Origin of the sequence: Brevibacterium otitidis (assembly GCF_042429315.1) — a bacterium.
Taxonomy (GTDB): Bacteria; Actinomycetota; Actinomycetes; order Actinomycetales; family Brevibacteriaceae; genus Brevibacterium; species Brevibacterium otitidis.
Map to the genome: position 1 here is coordinate 80,308 of NZ_JBHMAU010000132.1, position 19,784 is coordinate 100,091.

General features: G+C 67.0%; 20 protein-coding genes. 8 read left to right on the plus strand and 12 right to left on the minus strand.

Annotated elements, in window-relative coordinates; all coding sequences use genetic code 11:
* Positions 1 to 86: 86 nt before the first annotated feature.
* Entirely contained in the window at positions 87 to 575 is a 489-nt protein-coding gene (locus ACFFN1_RS16235; RefSeq protein WP_376841936.1) for an inorganic diphosphatase, read from the plus strand.
* A 234-nt stretch (positions 576 to 809) separates the two neighbouring features.
* Complete coding sequence (locus tag ACFFN1_RS16240) at positions 810 to 1,451, plus strand: VOC family protein (protein WP_376841937.1); 642 nt, start codon at positions 810 to 812, stop codon at positions 1,449 to 1,451.
* Between the two features lie 23 nt (positions 1,452 to 1,474).
* On the opposite strand, the gene ACFFN1_RS16245 is transcribed toward ACFFN1_RS16240, so the two are convergent.
* The 3 genes from ACFFN1_RS16245 to ACFFN1_RS16255 form a co-directional block, all read right to left on the minus strand.
* Positions 1,475 to 2,257 carry a CPBP family intramembrane glutamic endopeptidase gene (locus tag ACFFN1_RS16245; RefSeq protein ID WP_376841938.1) on the minus strand — a complete coding sequence of 261 codons (783 nt, stop codon included), beginning with the start codon at positions 2,255 to 2,257 and terminating at the stop codon, positions 1,475 to 1,477.
* Positions 2,254 to 5,712 (minus strand): efflux RND transporter permease subunit, encoded by a 3,459-nt coding sequence (locus tag ACFFN1_RS16250; protein WP_376841939.1) that lies wholly within the window; start codon positions 5,710 to 5,712, stop codon positions 2,254 to 2,256. Before ACFFN1_RS16250 ends, ACFFN1_RS16245 begins: the two co-directional genes overlap by 4 nt.
* A 168-nt stretch (positions 5,713 to 5,880) precedes the next feature.
* A complete protein-coding gene (locus ACFFN1_RS16255; RefSeq protein WP_376841940.1) occupies positions 5,881 to 6,345 on the minus strand; it encodes a MarR family winged helix-turn-helix transcriptional regulator in 465 nt (154 codons plus the stop codon).
* Positions 6,346 to 6,536: 191 nt separating this feature from the next.
* On the opposite strand from ACFFN1_RS16255, the gene ACFFN1_RS16260 reads away from it, so the two are divergent.
* The 4 genes from ACFFN1_RS16260 (at position 6,537) to ACFFN1_RS16275 (ending at position 10,171) form a co-directional block, all read left to right on the plus strand.
* Positions 6,537 to 7,565 carry a heme/hemin ABC transporter substrate-binding protein gene (locus ACFFN1_RS16260; RefSeq protein WP_376841941.1) on the plus strand — a complete coding sequence of 343 codons (1,029 nt, stop codon included), beginning with the start codon at positions 6,537 to 6,539 and terminating at the stop codon, positions 7,563 to 7,565.
* Complete coding sequence (locus ACFFN1_RS16265; protein ID WP_376841942.1) at positions 7,565 to 8,647, plus strand: FecCD family ABC transporter permease; 1,083 nt, start codon at positions 7,565 to 7,567, stop codon at positions 8,645 to 8,647. Before ACFFN1_RS16260 ends, ACFFN1_RS16265 begins: the two co-directional genes overlap by 1 nt.
* Positions 8,644 to 9,408: a heme ABC transporter ATP-binding protein gene (locus ACFFN1_RS16270; protein ID WP_376841943.1), complete on the plus strand. Its 765-nt coding sequence runs from the start codon at positions 8,644 to 8,646 to the stop codon at positions 9,406 to 9,408. Before ACFFN1_RS16265 ends, ACFFN1_RS16270 begins: the two co-directional genes overlap by 4 nt.
* Positions 9,409 to 9,523: 115 nt before the next feature.
* Complete coding sequence (locus tag ACFFN1_RS16275) at positions 9,524 to 10,171, plus strand: O-methyltransferase (protein WP_376841944.1); 648 nt, start codon at positions 9,524 to 9,526, stop codon at positions 10,169 to 10,171.
* On the opposite strand, the gene ACFFN1_RS16280 is transcribed toward ACFFN1_RS16275, so the two are convergent.
* From ACFFN1_RS16280 to ACFFN1_RS16320, 9 genes are all read right to left on the minus strand, one after another.
* Positions 10,150 to 11,523, minus strand: a complete 1,374-nt coding sequence (locus ACFFN1_RS16280; protein ID WP_376841945.1) for an MFS transporter — start codon at positions 11,521 to 11,523, stop codon at positions 10,150 to 10,152. The genes ACFFN1_RS16275 and ACFFN1_RS16280 overlap by 22 nt on opposite strands.
* Positions 11,524 to 12,321 (minus strand): nitroreductase family protein, encoded by a 798-nt coding sequence (locus tag ACFFN1_RS16285; RefSeq protein WP_376841946.1) that lies wholly within the window; start codon positions 12,319 to 12,321, stop codon positions 11,524 to 11,526.
* The gene (gene msrA / locus ACFFN1_RS16290; RefSeq protein WP_376841947.1) at positions 12,321 to 12,842 is read right to left on the minus strand and encodes a peptide-methionine (S)-S-oxide reductase MsrA; all 522 of its coding nucleotides are present in this window, start codon (positions 12,840 to 12,842) and stop codon (positions 12,321 to 12,323) included. Before msrA ends, ACFFN1_RS16285 begins: the two co-directional genes overlap by 1 nt.
* Before the next feature lie 245 nt (positions 12,843 to 13,087).
* The gene (locus tag ACFFN1_RS16295) at positions 13,088 to 13,327 is read right to left on the minus strand and encodes a hypothetical protein (RefSeq protein ID WP_376841948.1); all 240 of its coding nucleotides are present in this window, start codon (positions 13,325 to 13,327) and stop codon (positions 13,088 to 13,090) included.
* Between the two features lie 162 nt (positions 13,328 to 13,489).
* The gene (locus ACFFN1_RS16300) at positions 13,490 to 14,464 is read right to left on the minus strand and encodes a hypothetical protein (RefSeq protein ID WP_376841949.1); all 975 of its coding nucleotides are present in this window, start codon (positions 14,462 to 14,464) and stop codon (positions 13,490 to 13,492) included.
* 55 nt (positions 14,465 to 14,519) lie between these two features.
* The gene (locus ACFFN1_RS16305; RefSeq protein ID WP_376841950.1) at positions 14,520 to 15,236 is read right to left on the minus strand and encodes a peptide deformylase; all 717 of its coding nucleotides are present in this window, start codon (positions 15,234 to 15,236) and stop codon (positions 14,520 to 14,522) included.
* Complete coding sequence (locus ACFFN1_RS16310) at positions 15,233 to 16,051, minus strand: HpcH/HpaI aldolase/citrate lyase family protein (protein WP_376841964.1); 819 nt, start codon at positions 16,049 to 16,051, stop codon at positions 15,233 to 15,235. Before ACFFN1_RS16310 ends, ACFFN1_RS16305 begins: the two co-directional genes overlap by 4 nt.
* A complete protein-coding gene (locus ACFFN1_RS16315) occupies positions 16,051 to 16,590 on the minus strand; it encodes a MaoC family dehydratase (RefSeq protein WP_376841951.1) in 540 nt (179 codons plus the stop codon). The genes ACFFN1_RS16310 and ACFFN1_RS16315 overlap by 1 nt, the downstream gene beginning before the upstream one ends.
* Positions 16,591 to 16,690: 100 nt before the next feature.
* Positions 16,691 to 17,059, minus strand: coding sequence for a PH domain-containing protein (locus ACFFN1_RS16320; protein WP_259844142.1), 369 nt, complete (start codon positions 17,057 to 17,059; stop codon positions 16,691 to 16,693).
* Positions 17,060 to 17,298: 239 nt separating this feature from the next.
* Between ACFFN1_RS16320 and ACFFN1_RS16325 the strand changes: the two genes are divergently transcribed.
* Together ACFFN1_RS16325 and ACFFN1_RS16330 are read left to right on the plus strand one after the other, a co-directional pair.
* Positions 17,299 to 18,990 (plus strand): AMP-binding protein, encoded by a 1,692-nt coding sequence (locus tag ACFFN1_RS16325; RefSeq protein WP_376841952.1) that lies wholly within the window; start codon positions 17,299 to 17,301, stop codon positions 18,988 to 18,990.
* 104 nt (positions 18,991 to 19,094) lie between these two features.
* Positions 19,095 to 19,361, plus strand: coding sequence for a hypothetical protein (locus ACFFN1_RS16330; RefSeq protein WP_376841953.1), 267 nt, complete (start codon positions 19,095 to 19,097; stop codon positions 19,359 to 19,361).
* Positions 19,362 to 19,784 lie beyond the last annotated feature (423 nt).

Sequence of the window (19,784 nt, forward strand, 5' to 3'; positions counted from 1 at the left end):
TGCTAAATGAGTTCGGCGCGATTCCCGAAGCGCCCTGGACCACACCTTCCGACCATCGAACGATGTCCTTGACAGAGGGAGACGCAATGGAACTGCTCGCAACCGTCGAGATCCCCAAGGGGTCGCGCAACAAGTACGAAGTCGACCATGAGACCGGCCGGGTCAAGCTCGACCGCTACCTCTACACCTCGATGGAGTACCCCGCCGACTACGGCTACTTCGAAGACACCCTGGGCGAGGACGGCGACCCGCTCGATGTGCTCGTGCTGCTGACCGAGTCGGTGTTCCCCGGCTGCCAGGTCGATGTGCGCCCGATCGGCATGTTCAAGATGGAGGACGAAGCAGGCGGCGACGACAAGATCCTCGGCGTGGTCGCCGGCGATCCGCGCTGGGAGTCCTACCAGGACATCGCCGATGTCGACCAGTTCACCCTCGATGCGATCGAGCACTTCTTCGTCCACTACAAGGACCTGGAGCCGGGCAAGTACGTCAAGGGCTCCTCGTGGGTCGGTCGCGCCGAAGCCGAGGCGGAGGTCGAGGCTTCGATCAAGCGCTTCCAGGAACAGGGTCACTGATCCCTGCCGTGCCGCACATCTCGGCGGCCTGTTCACGTGGTGGACAGGCCGCCGATTGCGTCTGCCCACCCGACCCGGCACCCACGGCACCGCTGCCACCTGCGTCTTCACCGCCTCGGGCGCGGCGGACGCACTGCGCAGGGTGCTGCGAGGCGGCGCAGACATGCCCCGAAAGGCATACGACTTAGGTAAGGCTAAGGAGCAGAGCTGGGGGCGGTGTGGGATTCTTCACGTATGCATCTCGACCACGTCTCCTTCGCAAGCGAACCCGATGGCTACGAAAAGACTGCGGCCAGAATCGCCGAAAAGCTGGGCATCGAGCCCTATGACGGCGGTGTGCATCCGCGCTTCGGGACTCGCAACCTCATCTTCCCGCTCGCCGATGGCCACTATGTCGAGGTCGTCGAAGCCCTCGAACATCCCGCAGCGCTGTCGACGCCGTTCGGTCAGGCAGTGCGCGCCCGCAGCGAACTCGGCGGCGGCTGGATGGGCTGGTGCGTGGCCGTCGATGATCTCGGCCCGGTCGAGGAGCGGCTTGAGCGCAAGGCCGTCGACGGCAACCGCACACCCGACACCGGTGTCGAGCTGCTGTGGAAGCAGATCGGCATCAAAGGCCTCATCGCCGATCCGCAGCTGCCGTTCTTCATCCGCTGGGTCTCCTCGGCGGAGGAGCATCCCTCGGCCCGCGGCGCTGGCTGCGGGGTGTCGATCGCCTCGCTCAAGATCGCCGGCGACCGCGACCGGCTGCGCGACTGGCTCGGCACCCAGGACAAGAAGCCGATCTCCGAGATCGGCATCGACTGGGACTCCCCGCACGGCACGCCCGGCCTTATGTCGGTGACCTTCGAGACCCCGCAGGGTGCGGTGACGATCTGATACGGGCGCCATGGTAGCGGCACTCAGAGCCGCGGGTCGACGATGGCGAGCAACTCGGGAGCGAGGAACCCGATGATGTCGATGGCCGTGTGAGCCGCGACGAAGGGCATGACCCGGCGGATACGCAGGTAGGCCGCGCCGAAGATGAAGCCCATGACGACGTTGCCGATGAACGGGCCGATGCCCTGGTACAGGTGGTAGCTGCCGCGCACGAGGGCGAGCACGACGATGATGACCCACGGGCTCACCCGCAGTTTTTGCAGCCGGTCGCACCCGTAGCCGAGCAGCAGCACCTCTTCGAGGATGCCGTTCTTGGCCGCCGAGAGGATGAGCACCGGGATCGTCCACCAGTAGGCGCCGAGGTTGTTCGGCAGCACCTCGGCGGTCAGCCCGGTGAGCCGGCCGGCGAAGTACACGCCGAGGGTGCCGAGGCCGATGACGAGGAACAGCCCGAGCCCCCACGCGGTGTCCCGCGCCGGCTTGCGGAGGTCGAAGCCCATGCGGGTCAGTGCCGGGCGGGTGTCAGCGTCGGCTTCCAGACTGCCGGCCTGCTGGTACAGGGCGTCGCGGTTCATCAGCCAGATCGCCAGCAGCACCGGCACGAGCGCGAACCCGATGCCCATGAGCTGATAGGTCAGGTCGAACCACGGCCTGGGCGAGGCCTCCGTGTTGAGCTTCGCCTGCGCCTCGGCCAGCGGCGTGCGCGAGATGGTGTCGAGCAGGTTCACCACCGCATACGCCGCCGACTTCCCCAGCGAGAGCGCAGCGACGATGAGCAGCTCGACACCGAAGCGCGGACGGATCACTCCGGCTTCTGCTCCGGTCCCGAGGCCTCGGCTGCGTCCGTGCCCGAGGTCTCGGTTGCGTCCGTGCCCGAGGTGGGGGTCGCCTCTGCCTCTCGGCGCTCGGCGGCGGCCTCGGCCTCGTCGATGACGTGCGAGCGGGCCATGTCCTTGATGACCCGGCGTTCGGTGCGGCGCTCCTTAACGCTTTCGAGCAGCAGGTAGAGCACCGGCACGAGGATGAGGGTCAGCACCGTCGAGCTCACCAGGCCGCCGATGACGACGATCGCCAGCGGCTTGGAGATGAGCAAGCCCTCACCGGAGATTCCCAGCGCCATCGGCACGAGCGCGAAGATCGTCGCCGCAGCGGTCATGAGGATCGGCCGGTAGCGCAGCCGGGCACCGTGGATGATCGCGGTGCGCAGCTCCACGCCGTGGCGGCGGAAGTGGTTGATGAGGTCGATGAGCACGATTGCGTTCGTCACGACGATGCCCACGAGCATGAGCAGGCCGACCATCGAGGTCATGCCCAGCGGCGTATCTGTCAGCAGCGACAGGCCGATCGAGCCGGTCGCCGCGAACGGGATCGACACGAGCAGGATGAGCGGCTGCAGCAGCGACTTGAAGGTCGCCACGAGGATGACGAAGGTGATGAGGATCGCGGCCAGCAGCGCCAGGCCCATCTGCGTGAAGGCATCCTGCTGCTCCGCGGTCCCACCGCCGAAGTCGACGGTCACACCCTGCGGGGTGTCGACCTCGTCGGCCGCCTGCTGCACCGCCTGGCTGGCCGCCCCCAGGTCGTTGCCGGCAGGCGTCACCGTGACGGTCACCGAGCGCTGACCCTCCGTATGGCGGATCTGGGCCGGGGTCTCGGTGCGTTTGACCTCGGCGACCTCTTTGAGTGCGATCGTCTCGGTCTCCGGCTCCGGTGCAGGCACCGGGGCCCCCGGCGGCAGCGCGCCCTCAGCGCCCTGGTCTGCGCCCGGACCGCCGGGGCCGGCAGCCTGGGCGTCGAGCGGGATCTCGAGGTCTTCGAGCTCCTTGACGCTGCTGACGTCGCCGGCGTGCAGCACGACGCGGTGGCCGAGGTTGTCGATGACGACATCGCCGATCTGCTGGCCGTTGACGGCCCGCTGCACGATCTGGCCGATCGCCGCCTCGTCGAGGCCCTCCTCGGCGGCCTTCTTCCGGTCGATGTCGACTTCGATCGTCGGCTGCGTGTCCTCCAGGTCGGTCGTCGCGCTCTGCACCTCATCGAGGTCGCGCATCGCCGCGACGAGGTCCTCAGCGGCGGTGGCGAGCTTGTCGTTGTCCGAACCGGTCACCGAGATCTCGATGTCGTTGCTCATGCCGCCGGCGGCGTCGCTGAGCACGGTGACCTCACCGGCGCCCTCAAGCTCTTCGAAGTCGTCGTCGAGCTTGCCGGCGAGCGCCTTGATGCTCGTGCCGGGCCTGAGGTTGAGGATGTGCATCGCCGAGGTCGAGTCGCCGCCCATCGACGTATCGCCGATCGACAGCTGATAGGACTCGATCTCGTCATAGCCGGCGAGGATCTCCTCGACCTTCGCGGCCTGGTCGCTCGTCTCCTCCAGCGAGCTGCCGGGCTCGAAGGTCTGATCGACCTGCAGGAAGTCCTGCCCCGTATCGGGGAACAGCTCGGTCTTGAGCTGCGGGATCATGAATCCGGTGCCCACGAGCACGAGCACCGCCACGACGAGCGTGATGACCGGGTGCTTCGTCGATGCGGAGATGAACGGCACATAGGTCTTCTGCAGGCGGGTGACCGGCGAGCGCAGCGCCGCGAGCTCGTCGGGGGCGGCGGCAGCTGCGGCCCCAGCGGACTCCGGGATGACCGGCAGTTCGCTCGTGGCGTGCCGGCCGGCCGGTGCGTCGATGGAGATCGGGCGCTTGCGGGCGGCTTTGCGCTCCTTCTTCCATTCGCGCAGGTTGGCGGTGCGGTTGGTGCGGATCTGCCGCTTCTGCTCGCGGCTGAGTCTGACGCGGGATTCGCGGGCGCGCAGGAACCAGTAGGCGAGCACCGGCACGATCGTGAGCGCCACGAGCAGCGAGGAGGCCAGGGCGATCGCGGCGGTGAGCGCGAAGGGCCGGAACATCTCGCCGGTCTGTCCGCCGACGAAGATCATCGGCACGAACACGGCCATCGTCGTGAGCGTCGAGGCGGTGATGGCGCCGGCGACCTCGGAGACCGCGCCCATGATCGAGGCGAACTTCGTCCCGCCCTGGGAGTGGCGGCGGCGGATCGCTTCGATGACGACGATCGAGTCGTCGACGACGCGGCCGATCGAGATCGTCAGCGCCGAGATCGTGAGCATATTCAGGCTGTAGCCGCTCAGCCACAGGGTCAGCAGCGTGACGAGCAGCGACAGCGGGATCGAGATCGCAGTGATGACGGTCGCGCGGACGGAGAGCAGGAAGATGAGAATGACGACGACGGCGAAGACGAGACCGAGCACGCCTTCGTTGACGAGGTCGTCGATCGACTGCTTGATGAACGGCGCCTGGTCGAACACGGTGTGGAACGCGACATCGTCGCTCATCTTCTCTTCGATGTCCGGCAGCGCCTCGCTCACACCGTCGGAGATGTCGACGATGCTGCCGTCGGGCTTCTTCATGATCGTCAGCGACAGCGCGGGCTCGCCGTTCGTGCGCGAGATCGTCTGCACCTCCGCTTCCCGCATCTCGACATCGGCGACGTCCTTGAGCAGCACCGGCTCATCGCCGCCGGGCAGTGCGAGGTCGGCGATCTGGTCGACCGTCGTCAGCCGCGCCCCGACGGTCACCGGCGTGGTCCTGTCGCCGTCGAGCAGGTCCCCGGCCGAGGTGGGGATGCCGTTGGACTGCAGGATGCCGGCGAGCACATCGGCGCTCAGTCCCTCGTCCTCGAGCTTGTCCTCATCGACGTCGATGACGACTTCCTTCTCCGGCGCGCCGGTGACCTCGACATCGCGCACACCCTCGACCCGCTTGAGCTCGGGCACTGCGACGTCGTCGAGCTCCTGGGCGAGTGCCTCGGGGTTGTCGCCGCCGGTGACGGTGAGCATCGCCACCGGGATGTCCGAGGTCGAGGCGGCAAACACCTCGGGCTCGGAGCCCTCCGGCAGCTGGGGCTGGACCTGGGAGACGGCGCGCTGCAGCTGGCGGACGATCTCATCGGAGGAGGTGCCGTACTTCGTTTCGACGATCACCTGGGAGGACCCGGAGGTCGAGACCGAGGAGACGCTTTCGACCTCGGCGACGTTGTTGAGGGCCGCCTCCAGCGGCTCGGTCACCTCAGTCTCAACCGCCTCGGGAGTGGCGCCTTCGTAGCTGGTGGTGACGAAGGCCTGCGGCAGCTGCAGGTCGGGGAAGAGCTCCTTCTTCATCTGCGCGGTGGCGATGAGGCCGAAGCCGATCGCGATGACGGAGATGAGCGCGATGAGCGCTCGATTGCGCAGACTCACACGGGTGAGCAGGTTCATACAAGTCCTTCCTCGGCGGACAGCGGAAACGGGCGCGCGCCGAACGCGCGCCAGGGTTTGGGAAACGGTGCTGGGAGTGTTCCTTTAGCGTCCCACAGTCGCCGAGGAAAGCGCGGTGGGGTAAACCCGACAACCCAGCGGTGCCCACGCCGGTGCACCCCATACCGCTCAGTGGCGATCCGGTAGGGAGTCGAGTTCCCTGATCAGGGTAGCGAGCACCGGGAGGGCGGCCGTGAGCACCGCCTGGTCGGCCGGCTCCATGGCAGCCAGCGCCTGGGTGAGAACATCGGCGCGCCGGTCGTGCTTCTCGGCGCGCAGCTGAGCGAGGTCGTCAGTGACGTAGAAGCGGGCGGCACGGCCATCAGCCGGATCACGCTGCCGGGACAGAGCGCCCTCGCGCACGAGGGCGCTGCACACCGCCGAGACCGTGTTCGGACTCAGCCGCAGTGCTGCGGCAATCGTGTTCGTGCCGGTCCCAGGATGGCTGCCAAGATAGCGCAGCACCTCGGTCTGGGATTCAGTCCGGCGCTTGCTCGGGGCCTGACTGCGGCCATTGGCCCGTCGCAGTGCCCGACGCAGCTCGACGATGACACTCGCAAGCACCTCGGCATCGTGTCGCACTCCGTCGTCCATGACCTCCCTCACGTGCACCCTTCCTCTCCCCGCTAGTCTACGGCGGCGCTGCGGCCGCCCGACGCTCAGCATCTGAAACACTGCGCGTGCATTTAGTGTTGCCTAACCTCATCAATGCTAAAGTGCCTCTGTCACCGAGATATTCCTCGGGTCGACCGCACAGCTTGTCTTTCCAAAGGAGCACATCCCTCATGGCCATCCGTCGCCACCGCAGCGCCGTCCTGCTCAGCTCGCTCACCATCGCTGCCCTGAGCCTCACCGCCTGCGGTTCCGGTTCCGATACCAGCGCAAGCCCCGAAGGCGGGGCGACGACCGCCTCGGCCCCGGCAGAAGCAGTCGCCGTGCCCAGCGCGGAGCAGGTCACCCCCGAGCTGCCGGTCACCTTCACCGGCGATGACGGCACGGAGATCGAGGTCACCAGCCTCGACAGGGTCTTCGTGCTCGACGACCCGACCATCGAGATCATGCAGAGCCTTGGTCTGACAGATAACATCGCCATCGCCCCAGAGGGCTCCGCACTCGACAGCGAACTGCCGGAAAGCGCGCAGCGGGTGAAGACGACCGGCTCGTCGAGCATGACCGTCGAAGGCGTCGCCGCCCTCGAGCCGACACTCGTCATCGGCACGAACATGCGCCGCCAGGGCGAGATCATCGAGAAGCTGCAGGCGGCCGAGATCCCGGCGACGATGATCGATCGCAGCCAGGAGCCGGCTGACAAGATCCGCAAGACCGCGACGCTGCTCGGGGCCGCCGCTGCCGGTGAGGACCTCGCCGGGCAGGTGCAGCAGCAGCTCGATGAGGCAGCGAAGAAGACCGAGGGCATCGCCGATGACGAGCGTGCTCGCGTCATGGTGCTCTCGTCGTCCGGGGCCGGCGACTCCGGCAATACGACCGCGGCCGGGGTCGATACGCCGGCCGACGGAATCATCACGAAGGCCGGGGCGATCAACACCGGCGCCGAAACCGGGCTCGAACGCTACCAGTCGATCACCCCGGAAGGTCTCATCTCCGCATCTCCGGAGGTCATCCTCGTCGCAGCCTCCGAACTCGACCAGCTCGGCGGCGAAGACGGCATCTGGGACCACGTCGATGGACTGTCCAGCACCCCGGCCGCGGAGAACAAGCGGCTCATCGTCATGGATGACATGCAGCTCACCGGCGGCGGGCTGAGCGCCGGCGCCGGGGTGCTGAGCCTGCAGAACGCGCTGTCTGAGCACTGATGGCCGCGCCGACTCTGCGGCGGCCCTCGCGCATCGCTGACGATGACAGCGATGTGCGTCGGCCGCCGGGCATGCTCATCCTCACGATCGTCGCCGGCGCTCTTGTCGCGGTCATGATCGCCGGGGTTGCGATCGGGCCGATCCGGCTGGCCGCCGGAGAAATCCTTGCGATCATGTTCGGCAAACTCACCGGCGGGGATCTCTCCGCTCACAGTGTGGCGATGCAGAACGTCGTCTGGGATCTGCGGCTGCCGCGGGTCATCCTCGCAGCGATCGTCGGCGCCTCGCTCGCTGTCGCCGGCGCTTCGCTCCAAGGCCTGTTCGGCAATTCGCTGGCCGATCCCGGGATCGTCGGTGTCACCTCGGGCGCCTCACTTGGGGCGATCATCGCGATCGTCACGGGCCTGACGGTGCTCGGCACCTGGACGGTACCGGTTATGTCGTTCGTCGGCGGACTGGGCGTCACCGGCGTCATCTATGTCCTCGCCCAGCCCGACCGGAAAGGCGGGACCGTCCAGCTGCTGCTCGTCGGCATCGCGATCACCGCGATCGCCGGATCCGTCAACGGCTTCTTCACGTATCTGGCCGACAGCACCGAACTCGAATCGATCGTCTACTGGCAGATGGGTTCGCTCAACCGCGCCTCGTGGCCGGCGATCCTCACGGTGCTGCCGTTCTTCGTGCTCGGGCTCGTCACGATCCACCGGCTCGCCCTCCCGCTCGACGTGCTCGCCCTCGGTGAGAAGCAGGCCCGGCACGTCGGACTCAATGTGCGCGCCACCCGGATCGGCCTCGTCGTCGCCACCGCCCTCGTTGTCGCCTCGGCGGTCGCCGTTGCCGGATCGATCGGTTTCGTCGGTCTTGTCATCCCGCACATTGTCAGGCTCATCGTCGGCCCGGGACACACGTGGCTGCTGCCGATCTCCGCACTCGGTGGGGCGATCATGCTCGTCGCTGCCGACATCGGCGCCCGCACCCTCAACCCGCCCTCGGAGATCCCGATCGGCCTGTTCACCGGGCTTGTCGGCGGGCCGTTCTTCCTGTGGCTGCTCTACCGGCGACGGACGGAGATGCGCGCATGAGCCCGGCATTAGCTGCCGAGAACGTCAGCGTCACGCTCGGCCGCAATGAGATCCTCCGTTCGGTGTCGCTCAGTGCTGAGGCCGGGCAGGTGATCTCACTTGTCGGGCCCAACGGCGCCGGCAAGTCGACGCTGTTCGGTGTGCTCTCCGGTGACCATGCGCCAACGAGTGGACAAGCACTTATTGACGGTCGGCCGCTCGGCGACTTCTCACTCAAGGAGCTCGCCCGCACCCGGGCGGTGCTGCCGCAGGATCACCTCGTCCGGTTTTCGTACTCGGTCGAGGAGATCGTCGGGCTGGCCCGGCTGTCCCATCAGACAAGCCCGGAAGAGGATGAGCAGATCGTCTCGCAGGCGATCAGCGATGTCGAGCTCGCCGGGATGCGCAGGCGGGATGTGCAGACGCTCTCCGGTGGTGAGATGGGCCGTGCCGCGTTTGCCCGCGTGCTCGCCCAAACGACGCCGATCGTGCTGCTCGACGAGCCGACGGCCGCACTCGACCTGCGTCATCAGGAGTCCCTGCTGACTCGGGTGCGGCAGCTGCGCGAGCACGGCGCCTGCGTCATCACGGTGCTCCACGACCTCAATCTTGCCGCCGCCTACTCTGACCGGGTCATCGTGCTTGCCGACGGGCAGATCCGCGCTGACGGGACACCGGCCGAGGTGTTCTCCGCCGAGCTCATCAGCGAGGTCTACCGGCAGCGTGTGCTCGTGACCGAACATCCGACTCGTGGCTGCCCGCTCGTGCTCGCCACCGACTGAACCCGGCCGGCGGTTGGGCATTCGCACTCCCCCGAACCTGCCACGTCGATTCACTTCCCACCCCTGCTGACCTTCCACGCGGACGTACCTGCCCGCCCTCACCTAGGAGCCTGAAATGACCTGCACCCTGCTGCGCGCCGATGTCGCTGCTGTCCTCGAACGTGAACATGCCGAAGCCGAGCGGCTGCGCCGCGAACACAATCGCATCGCAGCGCCCAGCGAGCCGAGCGCCGACTTACGCACCTCGACGAAGCACCGCACCCAGTATCTGTCGATCGGCCCGCGAATGGGTCGCTTCCTTTACAACACGGCCCGGTCGACCGGCGCCCAGCGCATCGTCGAATTCGGCACGTCGTTCGGCATCTCGACGATCTACCTTGCCGCTGCCGCCGCCGATACCGGCGGCCGGGTCACCGGTTCGGAATTCCACCAGCACAAAGCGGAGAAGGCGCGTGCCAACCTCACCGATGCAGGGCTCGGCGACCGCGCCGAGATTCGCGTCGGCGACGCCCGGGAGACACTCGCCGAGCTCGACGGCCCGATCGACCTGCTGTTCCTCGACGGCGCATCGGATCTCTACCTGGACATGCTCACCCTCCTCGAGGATCGACTCACGCCCGGCGCCTGGGTCATCGCCGACAACGCCGATCACCTCGCCGCCGATACCGGCTTCCTCGCCCACGTCGGCGACGGCAGCCGCTACCTCACAGCCCTGCTCGGCACGCGCAAAGGACTCATCAGTCAGTCACTCGTCATCGCCTGACCGGGGTCGGCCGGGCCGCCACCGGACGGACCGCCACCGGACGGGCCGCCACCGGACGAATCGCCACCAGCCTTCGCGCCCGGCCCCGCCTCAGCGGCGTGCGGATCGCGGATCGCCGGCAGAGTTTCACGGCCCGGCAGCCACGCGATGACGGCGATGAAAGCGAGCCCGCCGGTGAGTGCGAATGCGAGCGCATAACCGGAGGCGTCGACAATCATCCCGCCGAGGATCGGGCCGATGATCGCCCCGGCGTCCATCGCCATCTGGTAGCGGGAGAACACGGTGCCGGACTTGCGGGTCGAACCGACGATGTCCGAGAGCGCGGCCTGCTGGGCCGGGTTGAGCAGGCCTGCCCCGATCCCGGCGAGGATCGAAAGCGCGTAGAACACCCACACCGTCGGGCTCCAGCCGAGCACGATCGTCGCAGCACCCATGATCGCCAGGCCGGCGAGGATGAAGGGCTTGCGGCCGCGGAAGTCGGAGTATCGGGCGACGACGCGCACCGCGGCGAAGTTGCCGAGGGCGAAGAAGGTGAGCGCGAGGCCTGCGGTGCTCGGTCCGGCGTCGAGGACGTGGAGGGCGAACAGCGGGTACAGCGCCACCCGCACCCCCATCGACGCCCAGCCGTGAACGAATCCCGAGAGCAGCGACGCCCGGTAGGCGGTGTCACGCCACGCTTCCCGGAACCGCATCCGGGAGGTGTCCGGGGCCTCCGCACCCGAGGCGGGGGCGGCGTTCTCGTCGTGGTGGGCGCGGGCGGCGAGCGCGTCGATGCGGGTGGCGTCAAGCCGCAGCCACACGATCGCGGCGGCGATGACGAGCGCGATCGCGTAGACGATGAACGGTACCCGCATGCCGAGCCCGGCCATCAGCCCGCCGACGACGGGACCGGCGATATTGCCGACGAGGAACGCGGTCGCATACGCGCTCGAGGCCTGTGCCCGCTGCCGGGCTGGGGCGATCCGCACGATGAGCGCCATCGCCGAGACGGTAAACATCGTCGAGCCCAGTCCCCCAAGGCCGCGGAAGATCAGCAGCTGCCAATACGACTGGGCGAGCGCGACGGCGAAGGTGGAGGCGGCGACGATGAGCAGGCCGGTGATGTAGACGCGGCGTTCGCCGAGTGCGTTGACGAGGCTGCCGCCGGCGGGCGCGAAGACGAACCGGAAGAAGGCGAATGAGCTCACGACGATGGTCGCGGCGGTGACGCCGAGGTCGAAGCTCTCGGCGAACTGCGGCAGCACCGGGGCGATGATGCCGTAGCCGATCGCGACGGTGAAGGCCGCAGCAACGAGGACGGTGATCTCCCCGGGCAGCGGCTGCCGGGCGGCGGCGGGCGCGGGGTGGCTCACTTACCGCCGGTCCTTCTTCTTGGCCTTCTTCTTCGCCTTCTGGGCAGCCTTCTTCGCCTGCTCTTTGGACTTCTTGGCAGCCTTCTTGTCGGCCTTCTTGGCGGTCCTCTTCGCGGCCGTCGTAGCCGCCTTCTCGTCGGCGCGCTGACCGGCGCGCTCCCCTGCTGGGTCGTCGGCGTCGGTGCTCTCCGCAGTCTCCGCCTCGGGTGCGGGCAGGGTGGAGAGGAACTGGCTGGGGTCTTTCGGCGGGCGGCGGGAGGTTTCCAGGCGCTTGCGGAAGGCGGGGTCGATGTCGCCGACGTAGAGCCAGCCCATGAGCAGCTCGTTCTCGCCCAGCCCGTGCAGGGCGCGCACGGCCGGGGCGTTGGCGTCGAGTCCGGTGCGCCACATCACGCCCCACCCGGCCCGCCAGAGGGCGAGCTCGAGTAAGTGGGCGGCACCGGCGGCGGTGGCGTGCTGCTCCCATTCGGGGACTTTAGGGTGCTCGGTCGGTGAGGCGATGACGGCGATGAGCAGCTCGGCGCGCAGCGGTTTGGGGTTCGGCTTGCCGCCGGGTTCGCGTCCAGCGGCCTCGTCGAGGGCCGCGCCGAGCCGGAGGCGGTCGTCGCCGCGGATCGTCAGCAGTCGCCACGGTTTGAGCGCCTTGTGATCGGCGACCGGGGTGACGGCGTCGAGGAGGGCGAGGAGTTCGTCGTCGCTCGGGGTCTGCGGGCCGACCTTCGAGATCGAGCGGCGGGCGGCCATCGCGGCCAGCACGGGGTCGTCGAAGCGGGAGGCGGCAGGCTGTGGGTGGCTCATCACTGCATCCATTCTGCGTAGGTGCGCCGGGCGGCGGCGAGCTTGGGGTCGACGATGAACATGCAGTATCCGTTGAACCGGTTGCGCTGGTAGAAGTCCTGGTGGATGTCTTCGGCGATGTGGAAGTCGCCCAGCGGTTCGAGGGTGGTGACGATCGGCTTGCGGTACAGCTTTTGGGCCTCGTCGATGGCGGCGGCGAAGCGCTGCCGTTCGTCCTCGCTGCGGTAGAACATCGCCGAACGGTACTGGGTGCCGACGTCGTTGCCCTGCCGGTTGAGGCTCGTCGGGTCATGGGAGGTGAAGAACATCGAGAGGATCACGTCATCGCTGATGACGTCCTCGTCGAAGGTCACCTGCAGGGCTTCGGCATGGCCGGTGGTGCCCGAGCACACGGAGTAGTAGTCCGGGTCGGCGGTGTGACCACCGGTATAGCCGCTGATGACGGAGTCGACGCCGCGGGTCTGCCGGTAGATGGCCTCCAAGCACCAGAAGCACCCTGCGGCCAGGGTCAAAGTCTGCATACCCGTCGCAACGACGGCAGTCGGCGGGTTATTCCAGGGGTGCTGCAGTCGACGCACGCCTCGAAAGTTGCAGACCAGGACGAGTGTGCTTGTCATCTGAACGCGGAAGCGCAACACCAATGACGCAACCTAAGTTGCCCCGACCACGGCAGGACGAGTAAGGGTTTCGACTCAAAGCGGCAACTGTCAAGAGTCGAACATCAGCACCGTGCAACCGATGAGAACCAGTGATGCAGGCGCAGCAGTCAGGCCACCCGAAAACGTTTGAGCGCACCTTGCCGCGTCATGCCGAGCACGTCGCCGATCGACTGCCACGTATGTCCTGCCTGCCGGGCAGAAGCAACTGCATTTCGGAGCGAAGCTTCAGCACTCTCCACCTCCATCGCAGCCACCGCAACACGCGCCAGTTCCCCCGACACTGAGGCGATCGGATCCGGACCATCTCCGGATTCGATTTCTGCGAGCCGGTCTTCATCGCTGCGCATCGCTGATCCCTCACTTTCGCCGCAGAAACTTGGGCCGAACCCCGTGCTTGAGAGCACTGTCCTTGACTTCCATCTACACTCTGCTTTTTGGTAATTCTAGTCACCGGAGCTCAGGCTGTCAACGACTGTTACCAGGCAAGCCTTCGGCGTGGCAGGCTGCGCTCAGCCCAGGTTCGGCATCCGATCGGCGTCGGAGACGATCTCGAATTCGCCGGCGCGCGGCCAGTTGCGCAGCACGAACAACGCTTCACGGGCCTCCCAGTCGGCGCCACCGTCGTCATCCCAGTCCTCGGCGCCGCCGTCATCGAACATCCCGAAGGCCTCGCCGTCTGTCTCGGCGGCGAGGTACGGGTAGATGTCGAAGTCCTCGGTCAGGTCGATGCTCGAGATCCGGCCGTCAGTGGTCTCGATGCTGAGGTACAGGTCGGTGCCGTCCGGGGCGATGATGTGCCCACGCACCGGGTAGGTCTGGCGGGAGGGTACGACGCGTTCGGCATCGTGGGGCACCTGCACGGTGATGCTGCTGACGTGCCATTCACTGGGCTCTTCGCTGCCGGCTTCGTCATCGCGCATGGCCCAGAACTCGGCTGCGGCGAACTGGTCGCGCAGCACCTGAGCGGTCTGCGCATCGAGGGCGTGGTTGTCATCGAGCAGCGCGAGGACGGCCTCGCGCACATGGGCCGGCAGCACGATCTTCTGCTCGGCCAGGTCGTCCCAGTCCTCGTCGGCTCCGCGCGAGATCATGTCGTCGAGTGTGAGTAGGGCCACGTGGGCCAGGGTCGTCGCGCCGATGGAGACGGCCGCGCTGACGAGCGGCGGATTCTTCACGCCCCAGCTGCCCAGTTTGTCATCGGCCCACCGGTTGAAGCGGGTGAGCAGCGGCCAGCCCGCATACGTCAGCGCAGCGCTGCCGATCCCGATCGCGGCATTGACCGCGTTCTCCTTCTTCGCGTCCAGCGGCATGCTGACGCCGGTGTAGGATTCCGCGCCTGAGGCGGCAGACAGCACACCGGTGGCGCCGGCGTAGACGAGACGGGCGGTCTGCTGGTGCTTCGTCGGCACCCACCACGGGCGGAAGGCGGACAGCGCGGCGAAGCCGAGGTCGACAGAGGCGGCTACGAACGGGTTGAGTCGCATGTGGGGCTCCTTGGGCCGTGAGCGGACTGGATCGGGGGTCTGGGATTCGGGCAGGTCAGAGGATCGGAGAGTCGGGCAGGTCGAAGCCGAGCGCGCGGGCGGCCTCGGCGGCGCTGGGCTGGCTCCACCACCGCGCCACCTGGGCTGAGGTGGCCAGCGAGCGCATCTCGGCCAGGTCGGTGTAGAGCACCCCGTCGAGGTGGTCGGTCTCGTGAGCGACGATGCGCGCCTCCCAGCCGGTGACCTCGCGTTCGATGCTGCCGCCGCCGAGGTGGTGGCCGGTGAGTGCGATCGCGCGCGGGCGGGCGACGACGGCCTGGTAGCCGGGGATCGACAGGCAGCCTTCATAGAAGGCCACCTGCTCGTCGCCGACGGCCCGGTAATGGGAGTTGACGATCGCTGCGAACGGCGTGGGTGTGCGCTCACGGATGCGGGCGACCTCACCGAGCACCGGCGCCGGGTCTTCGATGACGAACATCCGCAGGCTGATGCCGACCTGCGGGGCGGCGAGCCCGACGCCGGGGGCTGCGTTCATCGTGGCGCGCATCGCTGCGGCGAGCTGCTGCAGGGTCGCGTCGTCGATCTGCCCGTCGACCTCCTCGGTCGGCTGGCGCAGCACCGGGTGCCCAGCTTCGACGATCGGGATGACCCCGTCGTTGTCGGCTGCTGCGGTCAGTGCGGCCTCGACCTGTTCGGCGACGGTGGTCGGCTCGACGCGGCTGGGCGGTTCGAAGTCCGTGGTCGGTGCGGCGCTGGTTGTCCGTGCCGTCATCGGGCGCGGTCCACGATCGTCTGGGCGTGTTTGAGCAGCGGGGCGTCGATCATCTTGCCCTCGTAGCTGAAAGCACCTGAGGAGGTCTCGGCGAGTGCGAGAACCTCACGCGCCCAGGTCAGCTGCTCCTCCCTCGGGGCGAACGCCTCACGCACGACGGCGATGTGCTTGGGGTGGATGGAGACCTTGCCGTCGAAGCCGGACTCGACAGCGTCCTCGGTCTCGACAGCGAGGCCGTCGAGATCGTCGATGGCTGCCCAGATCGCGTCGAGGGCGAGCTTGCCGTGGGCCTTGGCCGCGAGCAAGGTGAGTGAGCGCACCGTGCGGCAGACGTCCCGGTACGTGCCATCGGCTTTGCGGGAGGATCCGCCGCCCAGGTCGGCGGTCAGGTCCTCGGCACCCCACATGAGCGCTGCGACGTTCTCAGCAGCGGCGACCTCGGCGGCGTTGATGCCTCCGGCGGCCGTCTCGATGAGGGCGATGACCTGGTAGCCGGCCAGCGCCTCGGGCCCGGTGGCGTCCTCCGCCTTGGGCAGCATGACGTGGGTGAAGGGCAGCGTGCCGAGCAGCTCAAGATCAGCGGCGAAGTGCTCGGTGTCGGGCGCGTTGACACGGATGACGGTGCGCGCCGGGTCGAGGGCGTCGTCACCGGCGGTGTGCTCAGCCAGGGCCTTCCGGGCGGCAGCCTTGTCCGCCTCGGCGACGGCGTCTTCGAGGTCGACGATGACGATGTCGGAGCGATCAGCGGCCTTGCGGTAGCGGTCGGGGCGATCGGCTGGGACGAACAGCCAGGCGGGAGCGAAGGCGAAGGTCATCATGCCTCCTTCTCAGCGTGGTCGGCGGTGAAGACCATCGTCTTGCGCACCGCCTTGGCGACGATGTCGCCGTGCTGGTTGCGGCCGATGTGCTCCAGGCTCACGATGCCCTGGCCGGGGCGGGAGTTCGACAGGCGCTTGTCGACGATCTTCGTCTCCGCGTACAGGGTATCGCCGTGGAACAGCGGCTTGGGGAAGGCGACCTCGGAGAAGCCGAGGTTGCCGACGATCGTGCCCTGGGTCAGCTGCGAGACCGAGAGTCCGACGAGGGTGGCCAGCGTGAACATCGAGTTGACCAGCCGCTGGCCGAACGGCTCGGTCTCAGCGAAGGCCGCGTCGAGGTGCAGGGCCTGGGTGTTCATCGTCACGGCGGTGAACCAGGTGTTGTCGGCCTCGGTGATGGTGCGGCCGGGGGCGTGCTTGTACACCGCGCCGATCTCGAACTCCTCGAACCACAGTCCGCGCTGCTGGATGACGTGGGTGGACTCGGCGGCGGCAGCGGCGCCGCTCTGCTCAGTCGATGGTGTGTTCTCAGTCATGGCTCAAGCGTACAAGCCGGAGGTGACGCGGGGCACTCAGCTGCATGGTGGCACTGACGGGATGCCAGTGCCACCACATCAGACAGTGTCGATCAACGGCTCAGGAGCCGAGCACGCAGGCGGCGATCAGACCGTCGATCCGGCGGACGTCCACGTCCTTGCCGAGCTTGACCTTGATGTGTCCTGCCCGCGTCCACAGTTCGACTTCGGCGTTGAAGTCGAAGGTGCCCGCGTTCTCCGTCGACCACATGTTGATCGCGCTGTAGGGCAGTGAGTAGATCTCGACCTTCTTGCCCCTGAGCCCCTGCGCGTCACGCACAATCAACCGCTTCGAAGTGAAGATCGCTGAATCCCGGAACGTCTTGAACGCCGCATACGGCTGCTCGCCGGGTACCAGAAGCTCCTGAACGTCCCCGGGAATCGGAATCTCCTGGGCGAACATCCACTCTGTAATCGCTGCAGTCTCCATAGAGAAGACCCCCAATCATGTCGTTGATTCAGACCCGTGTGGGCCCTCGGTTATGAGAGTACACAGTGCCACGAGGGCGAATGCGCCGTTGAGGCCGCGTTGCGCCGGACGACATGGATGACCGTACCAGAACTCTTCAGCCCTCACCCCCGCACTCGTCAGCCACCTAACCGGTGTTTATGATGGGCACGACACCCAGTGACGGCAGTCACACCACGATCTCGATGAGGAGCCATCACGTGAGCGCACAACGAGAACTCTCCTACACCTCGGGCACATCGTCCCAGCCGCTGCTCGGTGACACGATCGGTGCGAACTTCAAGAAGAACGTCGCCCAGTTCGCCGACCGGGAAGCCCTCGTCGACGCCCCGACCGGCCGGCGCTGGACCTACGCCGAACTCGATCGCGACTCCGATGCGGTGGCGATGGCGCTCATCGACCGCGGGATCTCCAAGGGCGACCGGGTCGGGATCTGGGCGCAGAACCTGCCGGAGTGGACGATCGTGCAGTACGCGACGGCGAAGATCGGCGCGATCCTCGTGAATATCAATCCCGCCTACCGCGCCCACGAACTCGAGTACGTGCTCAAGCAGTCGGGCACGACGCTGCTCATCTCACAGATGGCCGCCCCGCACTCGGACTTCGTGGCACTGGCCCGTGAGGTGGCCGGTGCGGTGGCGAACCTGCGGCTGGTCTTCATCGACACCGCCGCCGAGGCGGTCGTCACCTCCCCTGCCGGCGGCCTGGATGAGTCGGAGTCGTTCGGCCACCTCCTCGCCCGCGGCCGGGAGCTCATGGACCGACCGGCGGTCAAAGCCGATGTGCGGCTGGCAACACTCGGTGCCGAGCTGGGAGCCGACGAGCCGATCAACATCCAGTACACCTCGGGAACCACCGGATTCCCCAAGGGCGTGACCTTAAGCCACCACAACATCCTGAACAACGGCTACTTCATCGGCGAGCTGCTCAGCTACACCGAAGAGGACATCGTATGCCTGCCGGTGCCGTTCTTCCACTGCTTCGGGATGGTCATCGGCAACCTCGACATCTACTCCCACGGGGCGTGCGCGGTCATCCCGTCCCCTGGCTTCGACCCGCAGGCGACCCTTCAGGCCGTCGCCGATGAGAAGGCCACGTCGCTGTACGGTGTGCCGACGATGTTCATCGCCGAACTGGAGCTTGCGAACTTCACCGACTTCGATCTCTCGACGCTGCGCACCGGCGTCATGGCCGGCTCGACCTGCCCTGTTGAGGTGATGAAGCGGGTTATCAGCGACATGCACATGTCCGAGGTGGCGATCTGCTACGGCATGACTGAGACTGCGCCGGTGTCGACGATGACCCGCACCGATGACAGCCTGGAGCGCCGCACCGAGACCGTCGGCCGAGTGATGCCGCACACCGAGGTCAAGGTCGTCGACCCGGTCACCGGGCTGACGGTGCCGCGCGGTGAGAAGGGTGAGCTGTGCACGCGCGGCTACTGCGTCATGCTCGGGTACTGGAATGAACCGGACAAGACCGCCGAGGCGATCGACGCCGCCCGCTGGATGCACACCGGGGATCTGGCGATCATGGACGACGACGGGTACCTCAACATCACCGGCCGGATCAAGGACATGGTGATCCGCGGTGGAGAGAACATCTACCCGCGTGAGATCGAAGAGTTCCTCTACCAGCATCCGGCGATCCGCGATGTGCAGGTAGTCGGGGTCTCCGATGAGAAGTACGGCGAGGAGCTCGTCGCCTGGGTGATCCTGCGCGATGGCGCCGAGGAGCTGACGATCGAGGGACTGCGCGAGTTCTGCTCCGGCCAGCTGGCGCATTACAAGATTCCCCGCTACCTGCAGATCACCGACGAGTTCCCCATGACCGTCTCCGGCAAGATCCGCAAGGTCGAGCTGCGGGCGAAGGCTGAGGAGCTGGTGAAGTAGTAGGGTGGGCGTGCGCCGAGCGGTCGAGTGCGGAGCGCGGCGCAGATGGGCTGGCTCCCCGGCTTTACCCCGATCACGAACCCGTGCGTCAGCGAAGGAGAAGCATGATCAGAGCGATCTCAGTCACCCTCTTAGCGCTGGGTGCTATCGGTTTTTACGTCGCCGGGAACGCAACGGCCGCCATGCTCGCAGCGCTCGCGGCGCTGGCGGCGGCCTTTGTCTTCAGCAGGCCGATCCTGGGCAACCCTGCCGGCGTTTCGAAGCTCCCTGAAGGCGTCACGCCGGAGGACATCAAGAACTACCGGTCGGAGCATCCCGGGACCTCGGTCTCGGAGGCGATTCGGGTCTGCGCCAGACAGCAGCGTGGATGAGCAGGCTGTTGATTCCGAACCCGGAGTAGGCCAGTGTGCAGTCGGCTCTACCCCTCTTCATAACGGCGCTGTCTGCGTTGCTGGAGGAGCGAAGCCAACAGCAGGGAGCTTCCTAGATCGCTCCTCGAGAACAATCCTCCCCCGGCCGCACGCCCGGGCCCATCGCTTGTACACTGAGACCTGTGTCACTGCGCTCTGGCTGCACCGGAGATGAGCCGTTTGTCGCTCAGAACCCGAAACGCTCCCTGCCGCCTGCGGGGTTATCGACTCAGGGCAGCGATTGAGAGTGGCGCCGTTCGACAGCAGCATCAGGACACAAACGCTTCAAACCCCGTACACGACACACACCAATGACACAGCCCTAACTTTGTAGCTCATAGGCTAGGCTGAGAATGACGTATGCAAGTAATTCATATCACTCAT

Bases quoted from the DNA above. Each gene is read 5' to 3' on its own strand.
- ACFFN1_RS16235 (WP_376841936.1), top strand. From the start codon at position 87: ATGGAACTGCTCGCAACCGTCGAGATCCCCAAGGGGTCGCGCAACAAG.
- ACFFN1_RS16240 (WP_376841937.1), top strand. From the start codon at position 810: ATGCATCTCGACCACGTCTCCTTCGCAAGCGAACCCGATGGCTACGAA.
- ACFFN1_RS16250 (WP_376841939.1), bottom strand. From the start codon at position 5,712: ATGAACCTGCTCACCCGTGTGAGTCTGCGCAATCGAGCGCTCATCGCG.
- ACFFN1_RS16255 (WP_376841940.1), bottom strand. From the start codon at position 6,345: ATGGACGACGGAGTGCGACACGATGCCGAGGTGCTTGCGAGTGTCATC.
- ACFFN1_RS16260 (WP_376841941.1), top strand. From the start codon at position 6,537: ATGGCCATCCGTCGCCACCGCAGCGCCGTCCTGCTCAGCTCGCTCACC.
- ACFFN1_RS16265 (WP_376841942.1), top strand. From the start codon at position 7,565: ATGGCCGCGCCGACTCTGCGGCGGCCCTCGCGCATCGCTGACGATGAC.
- ACFFN1_RS16270 (WP_376841943.1), top strand. From the start codon at position 8,644: ATGAGCCCGGCATTAGCTGCCGAGAACGTCAGCGTCACGCTCGGCCGC.
- ACFFN1_RS16275 (WP_376841944.1), top strand. From the start codon at position 9,524: ATGACCTGCACCCTGCTGCGCGCCGATGTCGCTGCTGTCCTCGAACGT.
- ACFFN1_RS16285 (WP_376841946.1), bottom strand. From the start codon at position 12,321: ATGAGCCACCCACAGCCTGCCGCCTCCCGCTTCGACGACCCCGTGCTG.
- msrA (WP_376841947.1), bottom strand. From the start codon at position 12,842: ATGCAGACTTTGACCCTGGCCGCAGGGTGCTTCTGGTGCTTGGAGGCC.
- ACFFN1_RS16295 (WP_376841948.1), bottom strand. From the start codon at position 13,327: ATGCGCAGCGATGAAGACCGGCTCGCAGAAATCGAATCCGGAGATGGT.
- ACFFN1_RS16300 (WP_376841949.1), bottom strand. From the start codon at position 14,464: ATGCGACTCAACCCGTTCGTAGCCGCCTCTGTCGACCTCGGCTTCGCC.
- ACFFN1_RS16305 (WP_376841950.1), bottom strand. From the start codon at position 15,236: ATGACGGCACGGACAACCAGCGCCGCACCGACCACGGACTTCGAACCG.
- ACFFN1_RS16310 (WP_376841964.1), bottom strand. From the start codon at position 16,051: ATGACCTTCGCCTTCGCTCCCGCCTGGCTGTTCGTCCCAGCCGATCGC.
- ACFFN1_RS16315 (WP_376841951.1), bottom strand. From the start codon at position 16,590: ATGACTGAGAACACACCATCGACTGAGCAGAGCGGCGCCGCTGCCGCC.
- ACFFN1_RS16320 (WP_259844142.1), bottom strand. From the start codon at position 17,059: ATGGAGACTGCAGCGATTACAGAGTGGATGTTCGCCCAGGAGATTCCG.
- ACFFN1_RS16330 (WP_376841953.1), top strand. From the start codon at position 19,095: ATGATCAGAGCGATCTCAGTCACCCTCTTAGCGCTGGGTGCTATCGGT.